The sequence below is a fragment of the Pseudomonas sp. YH-1 genome, assembly GCF_051990045.1.
In the GTDB taxonomy this organism is placed as follows: domain Bacteria; phylum Pseudomonadota; class Gammaproteobacteria; order Pseudomonadales; family Pseudomonadaceae; genus Pseudomonas; species Pseudomonas nicosulfuronedens.
Map to the genome: position 1 here is coordinate 2,627,464 of NZ_CP178184.1, position 17,478 is coordinate 2,644,941.

Here is a 17,478-nt window from a genome sequence, read left to right on the forward strand (position 1 = left end):
CCAATTCCAATAACCAATCGCTTTTCCTTCCCCGCCGGCCCTCGTCTGCCGGTCGCTGCGATGCGTCTCCGAACCCCGTGGTTGAAGAAGGTCCGCAAGCCTGTCGGCTTGCGGCCGCCCTTGTGACCGGGAATGGCAGCGGCCCTGCCGCAGCTTTCCCCTGACTGCCGAGTTCCGAGGCCCATCATGGCTAAAACAATCGTTGTAATCGACAAGGCGACCCACGCGGCCACCGAGATCAACCAGGCTGACCTGACCCTTCGCGCACCCTCAGTCGTGAAGCTGGCCTTGAGCAAGGAGCAGGTCCTCAGCATGACCCGCGAAGGCAATGCCCTGGTGATCAAGACCCTGGACGGCGAGACGATCGTCATCCACGGGTTCTTCGGGGCGGCCGGTGAGCCGAACAGCGATCTGGTACTCGACAGCGGTGACGGCCATTACTGGGTTGCCGAGGTCAACGACGAAGGCTCGGTCTTCGCCAGTTACAGCGAAGTCGACTCGGTGGAGTCTCTGCTGGTAGCAGAAGGTGGCGATCAGGGGGCGCTGCCCTGGGTGCTGGGCGGTCTGGCTCTGGTTGCAGGCGGTGTTGCGGCCTCCAATAGTGGCGGCGGTGGCGGTCATCACGGCAGCAGCGGGCTCAAGGCTCCTACCGCCGAGCTGCAGGCAGGCGAGGCGGGCGGCCTCGTCGTCAGTGGCACCACCAGCCCCGGCGCCAGCGTTACCGTGACCTTCCCCGATGGTTCCAGCACGACCGTGGTGGCCGATGCCAATGGTCACTACCAGGCTTCCACCTCTTCGCCGCAGACCAGCGGCGGCGTGGACATTCACGTCGAGGATGGCAAGGGCAACAGCAGCGATGCCCATGTCGACTACACCGACACCACTGCGCCGAGCGCACCCAGCATCGAGGTGACTACCAACACCGATGGCAGCGTGACTGTCAGCGGTAACGCCGAGCCGGGTAGCACCGTGACCGTGACTTACCCGGATGGCAGCACCGGCAGTGTCGTCGTTGGCGAAGATGGCGGCTACAGCCTGACCTCTCCGCCCGACCAGCCCTCGGGCGAGCTGACCGCCAGCGCCACCGACGACGCCGGCAACACCAGCCCCGGCACCCAGTTGCCCTATGTCGATACCACTCCGCCGGCCGCGCCGAGCATCAGCGTCACCGAGAACACCGATGGCGGCCTCACCATCAGTGGCAGCGCCGAAGCCGGCAGCATCGTCACCGTCACCTTCCCGGACGGCTCGGTGGGTAATGTCATGGCTGACGACAACGGCCAGTACAGCATCACTACCCATGCGCCCCAGGCCAGTGGCGAAGTCAGCGCCACCGCCACCGACATCTACGGCAACACCGGTGAGCCCGGCAACCTGGCATACGTCGATAGCACCCCGCCGGATGCGCCGTTGCTCGATCCGCTGATTGCCCTGGAGGATGGTTCCGTCACCGTCTGCGGCAACGCCGAGCCCGGCTGCACCGTCACCGTGACCTTCCCGGACGGCTCCACCGGTACCACGGTTGCCGATGCGAACGGCGCCTTCGCGGTGACCTCCGTCAATCCGCAGCCCAACGGCGAGGTCAGCGCGGCTGCGACCGACCTGGACGGCAACACCGGCCCGGCCGCTACCGACAACTTCGCTGACAGCACCCCGCCCGGTGCTCCCGTGCTGGGCCCGATCATCACCAACGAAGATGGCAGCATTACCGTTGGCGGCAGCGCCGAGCCGGGCAGCACCGTCACCGTGACCTATCCGGATGGCTCCACCGGCTCCGTGGTCGTGGGTGACGATGGCAGCTTCACCTTCACCTCGCCTGAGAACCAGCCCACTGGCGACATCAGCGTCAACGCCACCGACGAAGCCGGCAATACCGGCGCCTCGGCGACCGAGAGCTATACCGATACCACCGCGCCGGAAGCGCCGAGCGTCAACGTCACCGCCAACGCCGATGGCGGCCTCACTGTCACCGGCAGTGCCGAAGCGGGCTCGACCGTCACCGTGACCTTCCCGGATGGCTCGACCGCCACGGCCACCGCCGGCAGCGACGGCAGCTACGAAATCACCACCCACGTACCGCAGACCAGCGGTGAGGTCAGCGCCGCCGCGACCGACGCGGCCGGCAATACCGGTGGTTCGACCACTTTCCCCTATACCGACAGCACCGCACCGCAAGCGCCGGTACTCGATCCGATCATTACCAACGAAGACGGCAGCATTACCGTTGGCGGCAGCGCCGAGCCAGGCAGCACCGTCACCGTCACCTACCCGGATGGCAGCACCGGCAACGTAGTCGTCGGTGAAGACGGCTCCTGGTCGATCACTTCGCCGGAAGATCAGCCCACCGGCGAAATCAGTGTCAACGCCACCGACGAAGCGGGTAACACCGGCGCTTCGGTGACCGAGAACTATGCCGACACCACTGCGCCGGAAGCGCCGAGCGTCAACGTCACGCCTAATGCTGATGGCGGCCTGACCGTAACCGGCAGTGCCGAAGCGGGCTCGACCGTTAGCGTGACCTTCCCCGATGGCTCGACCGCGACGGCCACCGCCGGCAGCGACGGCAGCTACGAAATCACCACCCACGTGCCGCAGACCAGCGGTGAGGTCAGCGCCGCCGCGACCGACGTAGCCGGTAACACCGGCGACTCGACCAGTGTCACCTATACCGACAGCACTGCTCCGCAAGCGCCGGTTCTGGACCCGATCGTCACCAACGAGGACGGCAGCATCACAATCGGTGGTAGCGCCGAGCCAGGTAGCACGGTGACCGTCACTTACCCGGATGGCAGTACCGGCAACGTAGTCGTCGGTGAAGACGGCTCCTGGTCGATCACCTCGCCGGAAAACCAGCCCACTGGCGACATCAGCGTCAACGCCACCGACGAGGCCGGCAATACCGGCGCCTCGGCGACCGAGAGCTATACCGATACCACCGCGCCGGAAGCGCCGAGCGTCAACGTCACCGCCAACGCCGATGGCGGCCTGACCGTCACCGGCAGCGCCGAGCCGGGCACCACCGTCACCGTGACCTTCCCGGATGGCTCCACCGGCACCGCCACGGCAGGTGGCGATGGCAGCTACAGCGTCACCACGAACGTGCCGCAGACCAGCGGTGAGGTCAGCGCCGCCGCGACCGACGCCGCCGGCAACACCGGCGACTCGAGCACTTTCCCCTACACCGACAGTACCGCACCAGAAGCGCCGGTTCTGGACCCGATCGTCACCAACGAGGACGGCAGCATCACCGTTGGTGGCAGCGCCGAGCCAGGTAGCACCGTGACCGTCACCTACCCGGATGGCAGTACCGGTGACGTAGTCGTCGGTGAAGACGGATCCTGGTCGATCACCTCGCCGGACAACCAGCCCAGCGGTGAGATCAGCGTCAACGCCACCGACGAAGCCGGCAATACCGGGGCCTCGGTGACCGAGAGCTACACCGACACCACCGCGCCGGAAGCGCCGAGCGTCAACGTCACCGCCAACGCCGATGGCGGCCTGACTGTCACCGGCAGCACCGAACCGGGCACCACCGTCACCGTGACCTTCCCGGATGGCTCCACCGGCACCGCTACGGCAGGTGGCGATGGCAGCTACAGCGTCACCACGAACGTGCCGCAGACCAGCGGCGATGTCAGCGCCGTCGCGACCGACGCCGCCGGCAACAGCGGTGACTCGACCACCCAGGGCTACACCGACAGCACCGCGCCGTTGGCTCCGGTTCTGGACCCGATCGTCACCAATGACGACGGCAGCATCACCATCGGCGGCAGCGCCGAGCCGGGCAGCACCGTGACTGTGACCTATCCGGACGGCTCCACCGGCAACGTAGTCGTCGGTGAAGACGGCTCCTGGTCGATCACTTCGCCGGAAAACCAGCCCACTGGCGACATCAACGTCAACGCCACCGACGAAGCCGGCAATACCGGCCCGTCAGTCAGCGAAAGCTTCACCGACACCACCGCCCCGGAAGCGCCGAGCGTCAACGTCACCGCCAATACCGACGGCGGCCTGACCGTGACCGGTAGTGCCGAGCCGGGCACGACCGTCACCGTCACCTTCCCCGACGGCAGCACCGGCACGGCCACCGCCGGCCCCGGCGGCAGCTACGAAATCACCACCCATGTACCGCAGACCAGCGGTGAGGTCAGCGCGACTGCGACCGACGCCGCCGGCAATACCGGCGACGCCACCACCCAGGGCTACACGGACAGCACCGCGCCAGAAGCGCCGGTTCTGGACCCGATCATCACCAACGAGGACGGCAGCGTCACCGTCGGCGGCAGCGCCGAGCCGGGCAGCACGGTGACCGTGACCTACCCGGACGGCAGCACAGGTTCCGTGGTAGCGGGCGAGGACGGCAGCTTCAGCCTCACCTCGCCGATCAACCAGCCGAGCGGTGACGTAAGCGCCAAGGCTACCGACGAGGCCGGCAATACCGGCCCGTCCGCTACAGGCGAGTTTGCCGACACCACCGCGCCGGAGGCGCCGAGCCTCAGCGTCGCGGCCAATGCCGACGGCGGACTGACTGTGAGCGGTATGGCAGAGGCAGGCAGCACCGTTACCGTGACCTTCCCGGACGGCTCCACCGGCACGGGCACCGCTGGTGGCGATGGCAGCTACAGCATCACCACCACGGTTCCGCAAACCAGCGGTGACGTGAGCGCGACCGCCACCGACGCCGCCGGCAATACCGGCGACGCCACGACTCAGAGCTACACCGACAGCACTGCGCCGCAAGCGCCGGTACTCGATCCTCTCGTCACCAACGAAGACGGCAGCATTACCGTTGGCGGCAGCGCCGAGCCAGGCAGCACGGTGACCGTCACCTATCCTGACGGTAGCACCGGCTCCGTGGTGGCGGGTGAAGACGGCTCCTGGTCGATCACCTCGCCGGAAAACCAGCCCACCGGCGAAGTCAGCGTCGATGCCACTGACGAAGCCGGCAACACCGGCCCGTCTGCCAGTGAGAGCTTCACCGATACCACTGCGCCGGAGGCACCGAGCGTTTCCGTCACGGCGAACGCCGATGGCGGCCTGACTGTCACCGGCAGCGCCGAACCGGGCACGACCGTTACCGTGACCTTCCCCGATGGCAGCACCGCCAGCGCCACCGCTGGCGATAACGGCGACTACAGCGTCACCACCCATGTGCCGCAGACCAGCGGTGAGGTCAGCGCGACCGCGACCGACGCCGCCGGCAATACCGGCGACGCCACCACCCAGGGCTACACGGACAGCACCGCGCCAGAAGCGCCGGTTCTGGACCCGATCGTCACCAATGAGGACGGCAGCGTCACCGTCGGCGGCAGCGCCGAGCCGGGCAGCACGGTGACCGTGACCTACCCGGACGGCAGCACGGGCTCCGTGGTCGTGGGCGAGGACGGCAGCTTCAGCCTCACCTCGCCGGAGAACCAACCCACCGGCGAGATCAGCGTCAACGCCACTGACGAAGCGGGTAACACCGGTGCTTCGGTGACCGAGAGCTACACCGACACCACCGCGCCGGAAGCGCCGAGCGTCAACGTCACCGCCAACGCCGATGGCGGCCTGACCGTCACCGGCAGCGCCGAGCCGGGCACCACCGTCACCGTGACCTTCCCGGATGGCTCCACCGGCACCGCCACGGCAGGTGGCGATGGCAGCTACAGCGTCACCACGAACGTGCCGCAGACCAGCGGTGAGGTCAGCGCCGCCGCGACCGACGCCGCCGGCAACAGCGGTGATTCGACCACCCTCGGCTACACCGACAGCACCGCGCCGTTGGCTCCGGTTCTGGACCCGATCGTCACCAACGAAGACGGCAGCATTACCGTCGGCGGCAGCGCCGAGCCGGGCAGCACCGTGACTGTGACCTATCCGGACGGCTCCACCGGCGACGTAGTCGTCGGTGAAGACGGCTCCTGGTCGATCACCTCGCCGGAGAACCAACCCACCGGCGAAATCAGCGTCAACGCCACCGATGAGGCCGGCAACACCGGCCCGTCGGTCAGCGAAAGCTTCACCGACACAACCGCCCCGGAAGCGCCGAGCGTCAATGTCACGGCCAATGCCGACGGCGGCCTGACCGTGACGGGTACGGCGGAAGCGGGCAGCACCGTCACCGTGACCTTCCCCGATGGCAGCACCGGCACGGCAACCGCTGGCACCGATGGCAGCTACAGCGTCACCACCACGGTGCCGCAGACCAGTGGTGAGGTCAGCGCCAGTGCGACCGACGTCGCCGGCAATAGCGGCGACTCGACCAGCGTCACCTACACCGACAGCACTGCACCGCAAGCGCCGGTACTCGACCCGATCGTCACCAACGAAGACGGCAGCATCACCCTCGGTGGCAGCGCCGAGCCGGGCAGTACGGTGACCGTGACCTACCCGGACGGTAGCACCGGCTCCGTGGTAGCCGGTGAGGACGGCAGCTTCACCCTCACCTCGCCGGAGAACCAGCCCACCGGCGAGATCAGCGTCAACGCCACCGACGAAGCCGGCAATACCGGGGCCTCGGCGACCGAGAGCTACACCGACACCACCGCGCCGGATGCACCAAGCGTGAATGTCGCGGCGAATGCCGACGGCGGCTTGACCGTGACTGGCACGGCGGAAGCCGGCAGCAGCGTGACGGTGACCTTCCCGGATGGCTCCACCGGTACGGCAACCGCCGGCTCCGATGGCAGCTACAGCGTCACCACCCAGGTGCCGCAGACCAGCGGTGAGGTCAGCGCTACTGCCACCGACGAAGCCGGCAATACTGGCGATTCGGCCTCCCTTGCCTATGTCGACGACACGGCACCGCAAGCGCCGGCCCTGGACCCGCTGCAGAGCAATGCCGACGGCAGCATCACGGTCAGCGGTTCGGCCGAGCCAGGCAGCACGGTCAACGTGACCTATCCCGACGGCAGCACGGGTTCCGTGGTGGCCGGCGAAGACGGCAGCTTCACCCTCACGTCTCCGGCTGGCCAACCCAGCGGCGATGTGACGGCCAGCGCTACCGATGAGGCCGGCAACACCGGCCCGTCGGCTACTGGCGAGTTTGCCGACACCACCGCACCGGAGGCGCCGAGCGTCACAGTCACCGCCAATGCCGATGGCGGCCTGACCGTCAGCGGCAGCGCCGAGCCGGGTAGTACGGTGACCGTGACCTTCCCCGATGGCTCCACCGGCACGGGCACCGCTGGTGGCGATGGCAGCTACAGCATCACCACCACGGTTCCGCAAACCACCGGTGAGGTCAGCGCGACCGCGACCGACGCCGCCGGCAATACCGGCGATGCCACTTCCCAGGCCTACACCGATAGCACCGCGCCGCAGGCGCCGGTACTCGATCCGATCGTCACCAATGAAGACGGCAGCATCACCCTCGGCGGCTCGGCCGAGCCGGGCAGCACGGTGACTGTCACCTACCCCGACGGCAGCACCGGCTCCGTGGTGGCGGGTGAAGATGGTTCCTGGTCGACCACCTCGCCGGAGAACCAACCCAGCGGCGAAGTCAGCGTCAATGCCACCGACGAGGCCGGCAATACCGGTCCATCGGCGACCGAGAGCTATGCCGACACCACCGCGCCGGATGCACCGAGCATGACTGTCACGGCCAATGCCGATGGCGGCCTGACCGTGTCGGGTACGGCGGAAGCCGGCAGCAGCGTGACGGTGACCTTCCCGGATGGCTCCACCGGTACGGCAACCGCCGGCTCCGATGGCAGCTACAGCGTCACCACGAACGTGCCGCAGACCAGCGGTGAGGTCAGCGCCACTGCGACCGACGCCGCTGGCAACACCGGCGATGCCACGACTCAGAGCTACGCCGACAGCACCGCGCCGCAAGCGCCGGTACTCGACCCGATCGTCACCAATGACGACGGCAGCGTCACCGTTGGCGGCAGCGCCGAGCCAGGTAGCACCGTCACTGTCACCTATCCCGATGGCAGCACCGGCAGCGTCGTGGCGGGCGAAGACGGCAGCTTCAGCATCACCTCGCCGATCAACCAGCCGAGCGGTGACGTGAGCGCCAAGGCTACCGACGAAGCCGGCAATACCGGTGACTCGGTGACCGAGAGCTACACCGACACCACCGCCCCGGAAGCGCCGAGCGTCAATGTGACGGCCAATGCCGATGGCGGCCTGACCGTGAGCGGCAGCGCCGAGCCCGGTTCGACCGTTACCGTGACCTTCCCGGACGGTTCCAGCGACACCGTCACGGCAGGTAGCGACGGTAGCTACGGCATCACCACCCACGTACCGCAGACCAGCGGTGAGGTCAGCGCCAGCGCCACCGATGCCGCCGGCAATACCGGCGACGCCACCACCCAGGCCTACACCGACAGCACCGCGCCGCAAGCGCCGGTACTCGACCCGATCGTCACCAATGACGACGGCAGCGTCACCGTCGGCGGCAGCGCCGAACCGGGCAGCACCGTGACCGTGACCTATCCGGATGGCTCCACCGGCGACGTAGTCGTCGGTGAAGATGGTTCCTGGTCGATCACCTCGCCGGAGAACCAGCCCACCGGTGAAATCAGCGTCAATGCCACCGACGAAGCCGGCAACACCGGCGCCTCGGTGACCGAGAGCTACACCGACACCACCGCACCGGAAGCGCCGAGCGTGACTGTCACAGCGAACGCCGATGGCGGCTTGACCGTGAGCGGCAGCGCCGAGCCGGGCTCGACCGTTACCGTGACCTTCCCGGATGGCTCCAGCGACACCGTCACAGCAGGTAGCGATGGTAGCTACGGCATCACCACCCACGTGCCGCAGACCAGCGGTGAGGTCAGCGCCAGCGCCACCGATGCCGCTGGCAATACCGGCGACGCGACCACCCAGGCCTATACCGACAGCACCGCGCCGCAAGCGCCGGTACTCGACCCGATCGTCACCAACGAAGACGGTAGCGTCACCGTCGGCGGCAGCGCCGAGCCGGGCAGCACCGTCACCATCACCTACCCGGACGGCACTACCGGCTCCGTGGTAGCGGGTGAAGACGGCTCCTGGTCGATCACCTCGCCGGAGAATCAGCCCAGCGGTGACCTCACCGCCAAGGCCACCGACGAAGCCGGCAATACCGGCGCCTCGGTGACCGAGAGCTACACCGACACCACCGCGCCGGATGCACCGAGCGTGAATGTCGCGGCGAATGCCGACGGCGGCCTGACCGTGACTGGCACGGCGGAAGCCGGCAGCACCGTGACCGTTACCTTCCCTGATGGCACCACCGGTACGGCCATCGCCGGCTCCGATGGCAGCTACAGCGTGACCACCACGGTTCCGCAGACTTCCGGCGAGATCAGCGCGACCGCCACCGATGCCGCCGGCAACACCGGCGACGCCACTGCACAGAGCTACACCGACAGCACTGCTCCGCTGGCGCCGGTACTCGATCCGCTCGTCACCAATGAAGACGGCAGCCTCACCATTGGCGGCTCGGCCGAGCCGGGCAGCACGGTGACCGTCACCTATCCCGACGGCACCACCGGCAGTGTGGTGGCCGGTGAGGATGGCAGCTTCACCCTCACGTCTCCCGCCGGCCAGCCCAGCGGCGATGTCACCGCCAAGGCCACCGACGAAGCCGGCAATACCGGCCCGTCGGCCACCGGCGAGTTCGCCGATACCACCGCACCGGACGCGCCGAGCGTTAACGTCACGGCCAATGCCGATGGCGGTCTGACGGTGACCGGCAGCGCGGAGGCGGGCAGCACCGTGACCGTGACCTTCCCGGACGGCAGCACCGCGACCACCACGGCGGGTGGCGATGGCAGCTACAGCATCAGCACCCAGGTGCCGCAGACCAGCGGTGAGGTCAGTGCAACCGCCACCGATGCCGCCGGCAACACCGGCGATGCCACCACCCAGGCCTACACCGACAGCACTGCGCCGCAAGCGCCGGTCCTCGACCCGGTCGTCACCAACGAAGACGGCAGCATTACCGTCGGCGGCAGCGCCGAGCCGGGCAGCACCGTCACCATCACCTACCCGGACGGCACTACCGGCTCCGTGGTAGCGGGTGAAGACGGATCCTGGTCGGTCACCTCGCCGGACAACCAGCCCAGCGGCGAGATCAGCGTCAACGCCACCGACGAAGCCGGCAACACTGGCGCCTCGGTGACCGAGAGCTACACCGACACCACCGCGCCGGATGCCCCGAGCGTCAACGTCACGGCCAATGCCGATGGCGGCCTGACGGTAACGGGTACGGCAGAGGCGGGCAGCAGCGTCACCGTAACCTTCCCGGATGGCTCTACCGATACCGCCACGGCGGGCAGCGATGGCAGCTACAGCATCACCACCCACGTACCGCAGACCAGTGGCGACGTGACCGCCAGCGCCAGCGACGCGGCTGGCAACGTAGGCGACAGCACCACCGTGGGCTACACCGACACCGGTGCGCCACAATCGCCGAGCGTGAACGTCAGCGCCAATGCCGATGGCGGCCTGACCGTCAGCGGCAGCGCGGAGGCGGGTAGCACCGTTACCGTGACCTTCCCGGACGGCTCGACTACCTCGGTGACCGCCGGCAGCGATGGCAGCTACGAAGTCACCACCCACGTCCCGCAGACCAGCGGTGACGTCAGCGCCAGCGCCACCGATGCCGCTGGCAACACCGGCGCGCCCACGGTCGAGAGCTACAGCGACACCCAGGGCCCGCAGGCTCCGAGCGTCAACGTCACGGCCAACGCCGACGGCGGCCTGACCGTCAGCGGCAGCGCGGAGGCGGGCAGCAGCGTCACTGTGACCTTCCCGGATGGCTCCACCGACACCGTCACGGCGGGCAGCGATGGCAGCTACAGCGTTACCACCAGCACTCCGCAAACCACAGGCGAGGTCAGCGCCAGCGCGACCGACGCCGCCGGCAATACCGGCGCCGCGGCCACCGTGGACTACACCGACAGCGGCGCACCGCTGGCGCCGAGCGTGAACGTCGGCGTCAATGCCGATGGCGGCCTGACTGTCAGCGGCAGCGCGGAGGCGGGCAGCAGCGTCACCGTGACCTTCCCCGATGGCAGCACCGGCACGGCGACCGCGGGCACCGATGGCAGCTACAGCGTCACCACCCACGTCCCGCAAACCAGTGGTGACGTCAGCGCCAGCGCCACCGATGCCGCTGGCAATGCCAGCGCCCCGACGGTCGAGTCCTACACCGACAGCACCGCACCGCTGGCGCCGGAACTGGAGCCGCTGGTGACCAACGGTGATGGCAGCGTCACCCTCACCGGCAGCGCCGAAGCGGGCAGCACCGTGACCGTGACCTTCCCGGACGGCACCACCGGCTCTGTGGTCGCGGGCAGCGATGGCACCTTCAGCATCACCTCGCCGGCGGGGCAGCCCACCGGCGATGTCACCGCCAAGGCCACCGACGAGGCGGGCAATACCGGCCCGTCGGCCACCGGCGAATTCGCCGACACCACCGCACCGGATGCGCCGAGCGTGAACGTCAGCGCCAATGCCGATGGCGGACTGACCGTCAGCGGCAGCGCGGAGGCGGGTAGCACCGTTACCGTGACCTTCCCGGATGGCAGCAGTACCACCACGACCGCCGGCAGCGACGGTTCCTACAGCGTTACCACGACGGTGCCGCAGACCACGGGTGAAGTCAGCGCCACGGCGACCGACAGCGCCGGCAATACCGGAGACGCCGCCACGGTGGGCTACACCGATACCGGCGCGCCGCAGTCGCCGAGCGTGAACGTCAGCGCCAACGCCGATGGCGGCCTGACCGTGACAGGCATGGCGGAGGCGGGCAGCACCGTCACCGTGACCTTCCCGGACGGCAGCACCGGTACGGCGATCGCGGGCAGCGACGGTAGCTACAGCGTCACTACCCATGTTCCACAAACCTCCGGTGAGGTCAGCGCGACCGCTACCGACGCAGCGGGCAATAGCGGCGCCGCCGCCACGGTGGACTACACCGACACCGGTGCTCCGCTGGCACCGAGCGTGAACGTCACGGCCAATGCCGATGGCGGCCTGACCGTGAGCGGCACGGCGGAGGCGGGCAGCAGCGTCACCGTGACCTTCCCGGATGGCAGCACCGGCACCGCGACTGCGGGTTCCGACGGCAGCTACAGCGTCACCACGACGGTTCCGCAAACCAGTGGTGAAGTCAGCGCGACCGCCACCGATGCCGCCGGCAATACCGGCGGCGCGGGTACCGCGGACTACACCGACAGCGCTGCGCCGCTGGCGCCGAGCGTGAACGTCACGGCCAATGCCGATGGCGGCCTGACCGTGAGCGGCATGGCGGAGGCGGGCAGCAGCGTCACCGTGACCTTCCCGGATGGCAGCACCGGCACCGCGACTGCGGGTTCCGACGGCAGCTACAGCGTGACCACCACGGTTCCACAGACCAGTGGGAATGTCAGTGCATCGGCCACCGATGCCGCCGGCAATGCCGGTGCGTCGACGGTCGAGAGCTATACCGACAACACCGCACCCCTGGCGCCGGTACTCGATCCGCTGGTGAACAATGCTGATGGCAGCGTTACTGTCAGCGGCAGCGCCGAAGCGGGCAGCAGCGTCACTGTGACCTACCCGGATGGCACCACTGGATCGGTAACCGCCGGCTCCGATGGCCGCTTCAGCGTCACCTCGCCGGTCGGCCAGCCCAGCGGTGAGGTCAGTGCCAGTGCCAGTGATGCCGCCGGCAACAACGGCCCGTCGTCTGCTGCCACCTTCACCGACACCACAGCGCCGACTGCGCCGAGCGCCAACGTCGCGGCGAACGCTGATGGCGGCCTGACCGTGAGCGGTACGGCCGAGGCGGGCAGCACTGTCACCGTAACCTTCCCGGATGGCACCAGCGGCACGGCAGTCGCCGGCACCGACGGCAGCTACAGCGTCACCACCCATGTGCCGCAAACCAGCGGTGACGTCAGCGCCCTGGCGACCGACGCAGCCGGCAACAACGGTCCGGCCACTACCGCCGCCTACACGGACACCAGCCTGCCGCAAGCGCCGGTGCTCGACCCGCTGGTGAACAATGCCGATGGCAGCGTCACCGTCAGCGGCAGCGCCGAAGCGGGCAGCAGCGTCACTGTGACCTACCCGGATGGCACCAGCGGATCGGTGACCGCCGGGACCGATGGCCGCTTCAGCGTCACCTCGCCGGTTGGCCAGCCCAGCGGCGAAGTCAGCGCCAGCGCCACCGACCTGGCGGGTAACGTCGGCCCGGCTGCCACCGCAGACTTCACCGACACCACCGCACCAGGTGCGCCGAGCGTGAACATCACGGTCAACGCCGATGGCGGCCTCACCGTGAGCGGCAGCGCGGAGGCGGGCAGCACCGTCACCGTGACCTTCCCCAGCGGCGCTACCGGTACGGCCATTGCCGGTTCCGACGGCAGCTACAGCGTTACTACCCACGTCCCGCAGAGCACTGGCGAAGTCAGCGCCGCTGCCACCGACGCGGCCGGCAACACCGGTGCGTCCGCCTCCGCGGACTACGCCGACAACACCGCGCCGCTCGCTCCCAGCGTGCTGGTCAACGCCAATGCCGACGGCACCCTGGTGGTCAGCGGCAACGCCGAAGCCGGCAGCAGCGTCACCGTGACCTTCCCCGATGGTACGCAGCAGACCGTCACCGCCAGCGCCGCGGGCACCTACAGCGTTACCAGCGCTGGAGCCCAGGGCAGCGGCGAGGTCAGCGCCGTAGCCACTGACGCCGCCCATAACAGCAGCGCCAGCGGCAGTGCGCACTACGCGCTGGCGACTGTCAGCGGCATCTCCGAAGACAACGGCCTGAACAGCGGCGACTTCATCACCAACGACAACACCCTGGTGGTCAGCGCCACCGTGGTCGGCCAGCTCAACGCCGGCGACAAGGTGCAGATCTCCATCGACGGCGGCCAGACCTGGCACGACGCCGTCGATCAGGGCAACGGCACCTATGTCTTCGACAACAGCGGCACCACCCTGGGCGATGGCGACTATGTGTTCATGGCCCGCGTGGTCGGCAGCGAAGGCAATGTCAGCCTGGCCGGCAGCCAGGCGGTACAGATCGATACCCAGGGTCCGTCCGCCAGCCTCACCATCAGCTTCGATGGCATCAGCGACGACAACGGCTACCTCGGCAACGACTTCGTCACCAACGACAATACGCTGCTGTTCCACGGCCACCTGAGCCAGAACCTGGCGGCTGACGAGGGTGTGGAAATCAGCCTCGACGGTGGCCAGACCTGGCAGCGCGTCGAGGTCAACGGCACTGACTGGAGCTTCGACAATACGGGCAAGGTACTGGGTGACGCGGTGTACGACGTGCAGGTACGGGTGGTCGACGATGCCGGCAACGTCGGCAACAGCGCCAGCCACAACGTGCAGATCGATACCGACGGACCGAGCGCCGACAAGACCATTACCCTCGACGCCATCAGCGACGACAACGGCGCCCAGGGCAATGACTTCATCACCAACGACAACACCCTGGTGTTCTCCGGCAAGCTGGGCGTTGCCCTCGGCGCCGGCGAAGGCGTGGAGATCAGCCTGGATGGCGGCCAGACCTGGCAGCGTGCCGAGGTCAATGGCACCGACTGGCGCTTCGACAACACCGGCAAGGTGATTGCCGACGGCAGCTACACCGTGGTTGTGCGGGTGGTGGACGACGCCGGCAACATCGGCCAGAGCGCCCAGCACGACCTGAGCATCGACACCCAGGCGCCGACCTTCACCAGCTTCGTCCTCGACCTGGATACCGCCAGCGACAATGGCAGCAGCACCACCGACAACAAGACCAGCGTGATGACGCCGAGCTTCACCGGCACTGTTGCCGGTCTCTCCGCGGCGGACGCTGCGGCTGCCGCGGCGGGCAAGATCACCGTGATGCTGTTCGACGACAAGAACGGCGATGGCGTCTATGGCGAGGGCGATGTCCTCTACGCCCAGGACCTCACCCTGACGGTGAACGGCACCGGCGGCACCTTCAACGTGACGCTGCCGTCGATGTTCGATGGTAGCTACAACATGAAGGCAGTGCTGGTGGACGAGGCGGGCAACCACTCCCAGGTCGGCCTGCTCGACAACAGTGCCGATGCCAGGCTGGTCATCGACGTGGCCGGCACGCCGTCGGTGGCTTCCAGCACCCAGGCCGCCGACGGCCTCGGCCTGTCGATGTCGTCCATCGGTGACTTCAACGGCGACGGCTACGAGGACTTCGTGGTCTCCGCGCCGCACGACATCTATGGCTCCACCGCGGCCTACCAGTCGGACATCTATGTGCTCTATGGCAGCGCCAATGGCCTACCGTCGTTGAAGAACATCGACAACCTGACACCCGACCAGGGCTTCCGCATCAAGCAGAGCGGCGTTACCGGCACGGGGGGCGATGTTGGTATCCAGGGTCAATTGGTCACCAACCTCGGCGACATCAACGGCGACGGCTATGACGACTTTGCCATCACCGGCACGCTCAACGACCGCGCCTACATAATCTTCGGTCGTGAAGGCAACACTCTCAGCACCCTCGATCTGCAGAGCCTGGAGAATGGTGCCACCGCCAATGGCTTCGTGATCAAGAACAACAACACCGGTGGGTGGCCGGCCAACAGCATCAGCGGCGGCGACATCAATGGTGACGGCTACGCCGACCTGATCATCGGCTCGGCCGACGGTAACGGCGGCAACGGCATGTACGTGGTGCTCTATGGTCACGCTGGCGACGCGGGCAGCTCTGCGTGGAGCAACCTGCTGCTGCGCAACTACGCCAGCGATGCCGATCCGGGTGGCCTCTACTACGCCACCGGTGCCACCTCGTCCACTCTGGGTTCACGCGTGGAGAACCAGACCAACGTGCGCACCACCTATACGCCTGACGCCGATTCCGACCTCGGTTCGGTGATCAAGGTCATCGGCGACGTCAACGGCGATGGCTACGCCGACTACATCGTCACTGCTCCGCGCGGCAACGGGCTGAGCGGCAGTACGGTGTCCAACAGCGGCACCGCCTACCTGATCTGGGGTAGCGCCAATGGCTTGGGCAACAGCTACAACCTGGCCAACCTGACGCCTGACCAGGGCGTGCGCCTGGTGGGTTCGGAAACCGGTGAGTGGCTCGGCGGGGCGACCTATGACCAGGGCGGAACAGCGCAGAACGCCGGCCAGTGGTACGCCGAATTCTCCTCTATCCAGAACATCGGCGATATCAATGGCGACGGCATCGAGGACTTCGCCATCGGTTCGCCGGGCTGGGGCGACTCGGCTACCGACACCACCGCACCGGGCCGGGTCTATGTGATCTATGGCAAGGAGAGTGGGGTGGCCTGGAGTGACATCAAGCTGGGCAACCTGAACGGCACCGATGGCTTCATCATCTCCAGCAGCAGCAATGGCACCGCCATTAGTGGTTCGAAGACCACCGCTGACGGCATGCTTGGCTATGCCGTCAGCTCCGGCGGCGATGTCAACGGCGACGGCATCGACGACTTCCTGATCGGTATGCCCGGCTACGATAACGGCGTCACCAACCGTGGCGCGGTGTACCTGGTGTACGGTCGCGCCGACGGCAGCTTCGACGCCAATACCGACCTGGACGCGCTGGTCGCGGCCGGGCTGGCGGTGAAGTACACCGGGGTCAACGCCAATGACTATGCCGGTACCGGCCTGGCCATGGGCGACTGGAATGGCGACGGTATCGCCGATTATGGCTACGGCGTCTGGCAGAGCGACACCGGAGCGACCAACGCCGGTGGCTACAACATCTACAGCGGCTCCATCGCGCTGCTGACCCACAGCTACACCGTCGGTGACGATGAAATCTGGGCCGGCACCACCAGCCCGGGAGCGTCCGCCATCAACAACGGGGTGGACATCATCAGCGGCGGCCAGGGCAACGACATCATCCACGGCATCGGTACCGACACCACTGGTACCACCGATACCAGCGTGCAGCATGACGTGGCCATGGGCGGTGCCGGCAACGACACCATCGGTCTGGTCGGGACGACGTTCACCCGGGTCGACGGTGGCCTGGGCATCGATACCCTGAAGTTCGAGGCCTCCGGCCTGCAGCTGGATCTCACCAGCTACGGCACGCGGGTCAAGGGTTTCGAGATCTTCGACCTGGGCAGCAGCCAGGAGGGCAGCGGCAACAACACCCTCTCGCTGCGCCTGGCGGACGTGCTCAAGCAGGTCGACACCACCAGCGCCGAGGTGCCCAACCTGATGATCAAGGGTGATGGCAGTTCCACCGTGGACCTGGCCGAAACGGTCGGTTCCGGCGGCTGGGAAGTCAGCGGCAGCAAGAACGTGAACGGCGTCGATTACGACATCTGGCACAACGCGAGCATGGGGAGCAACACCAATGCGGACCTGCTGATCCAGCACGGCATCAACGTGGTCTGACGACCGGGGCGAGGGGCGCTGGGTGGCCGGCGCCCCTCGGCTTTGTCACAGGCCGTGGCTCTTCTGCCTGACCTCCGGAGTGCTCGTCGCTTCCCGGTGGTTGGGCGTTTGTCGTTTAGGAAACGTCTCATTCTTGCCAGGACGCAGGCTTCGGATAAT

At 67.5% G+C, this 17,478-nt stretch carries 1 protein-coding gene; it reads left to right on the top strand.

Annotated features, from left to right (window positions below; translation table 11 throughout):
* The first annotated feature begins 186 nt into the window (after positions 1-186).
* The gene (locus tag ACKI1H_RS12335; RefSeq protein ID WP_440468481.1) at positions 187-17,319 is read left to right on the top strand and encodes an Ig-like domain-containing protein; all 17,133 of its coding nucleotides are present in this window, start codon (positions 187-189) and stop codon (positions 17,317-17,319) included.
* The last annotated feature ends 159 nt before the right edge of the window (positions 17,320-17,478 follow it).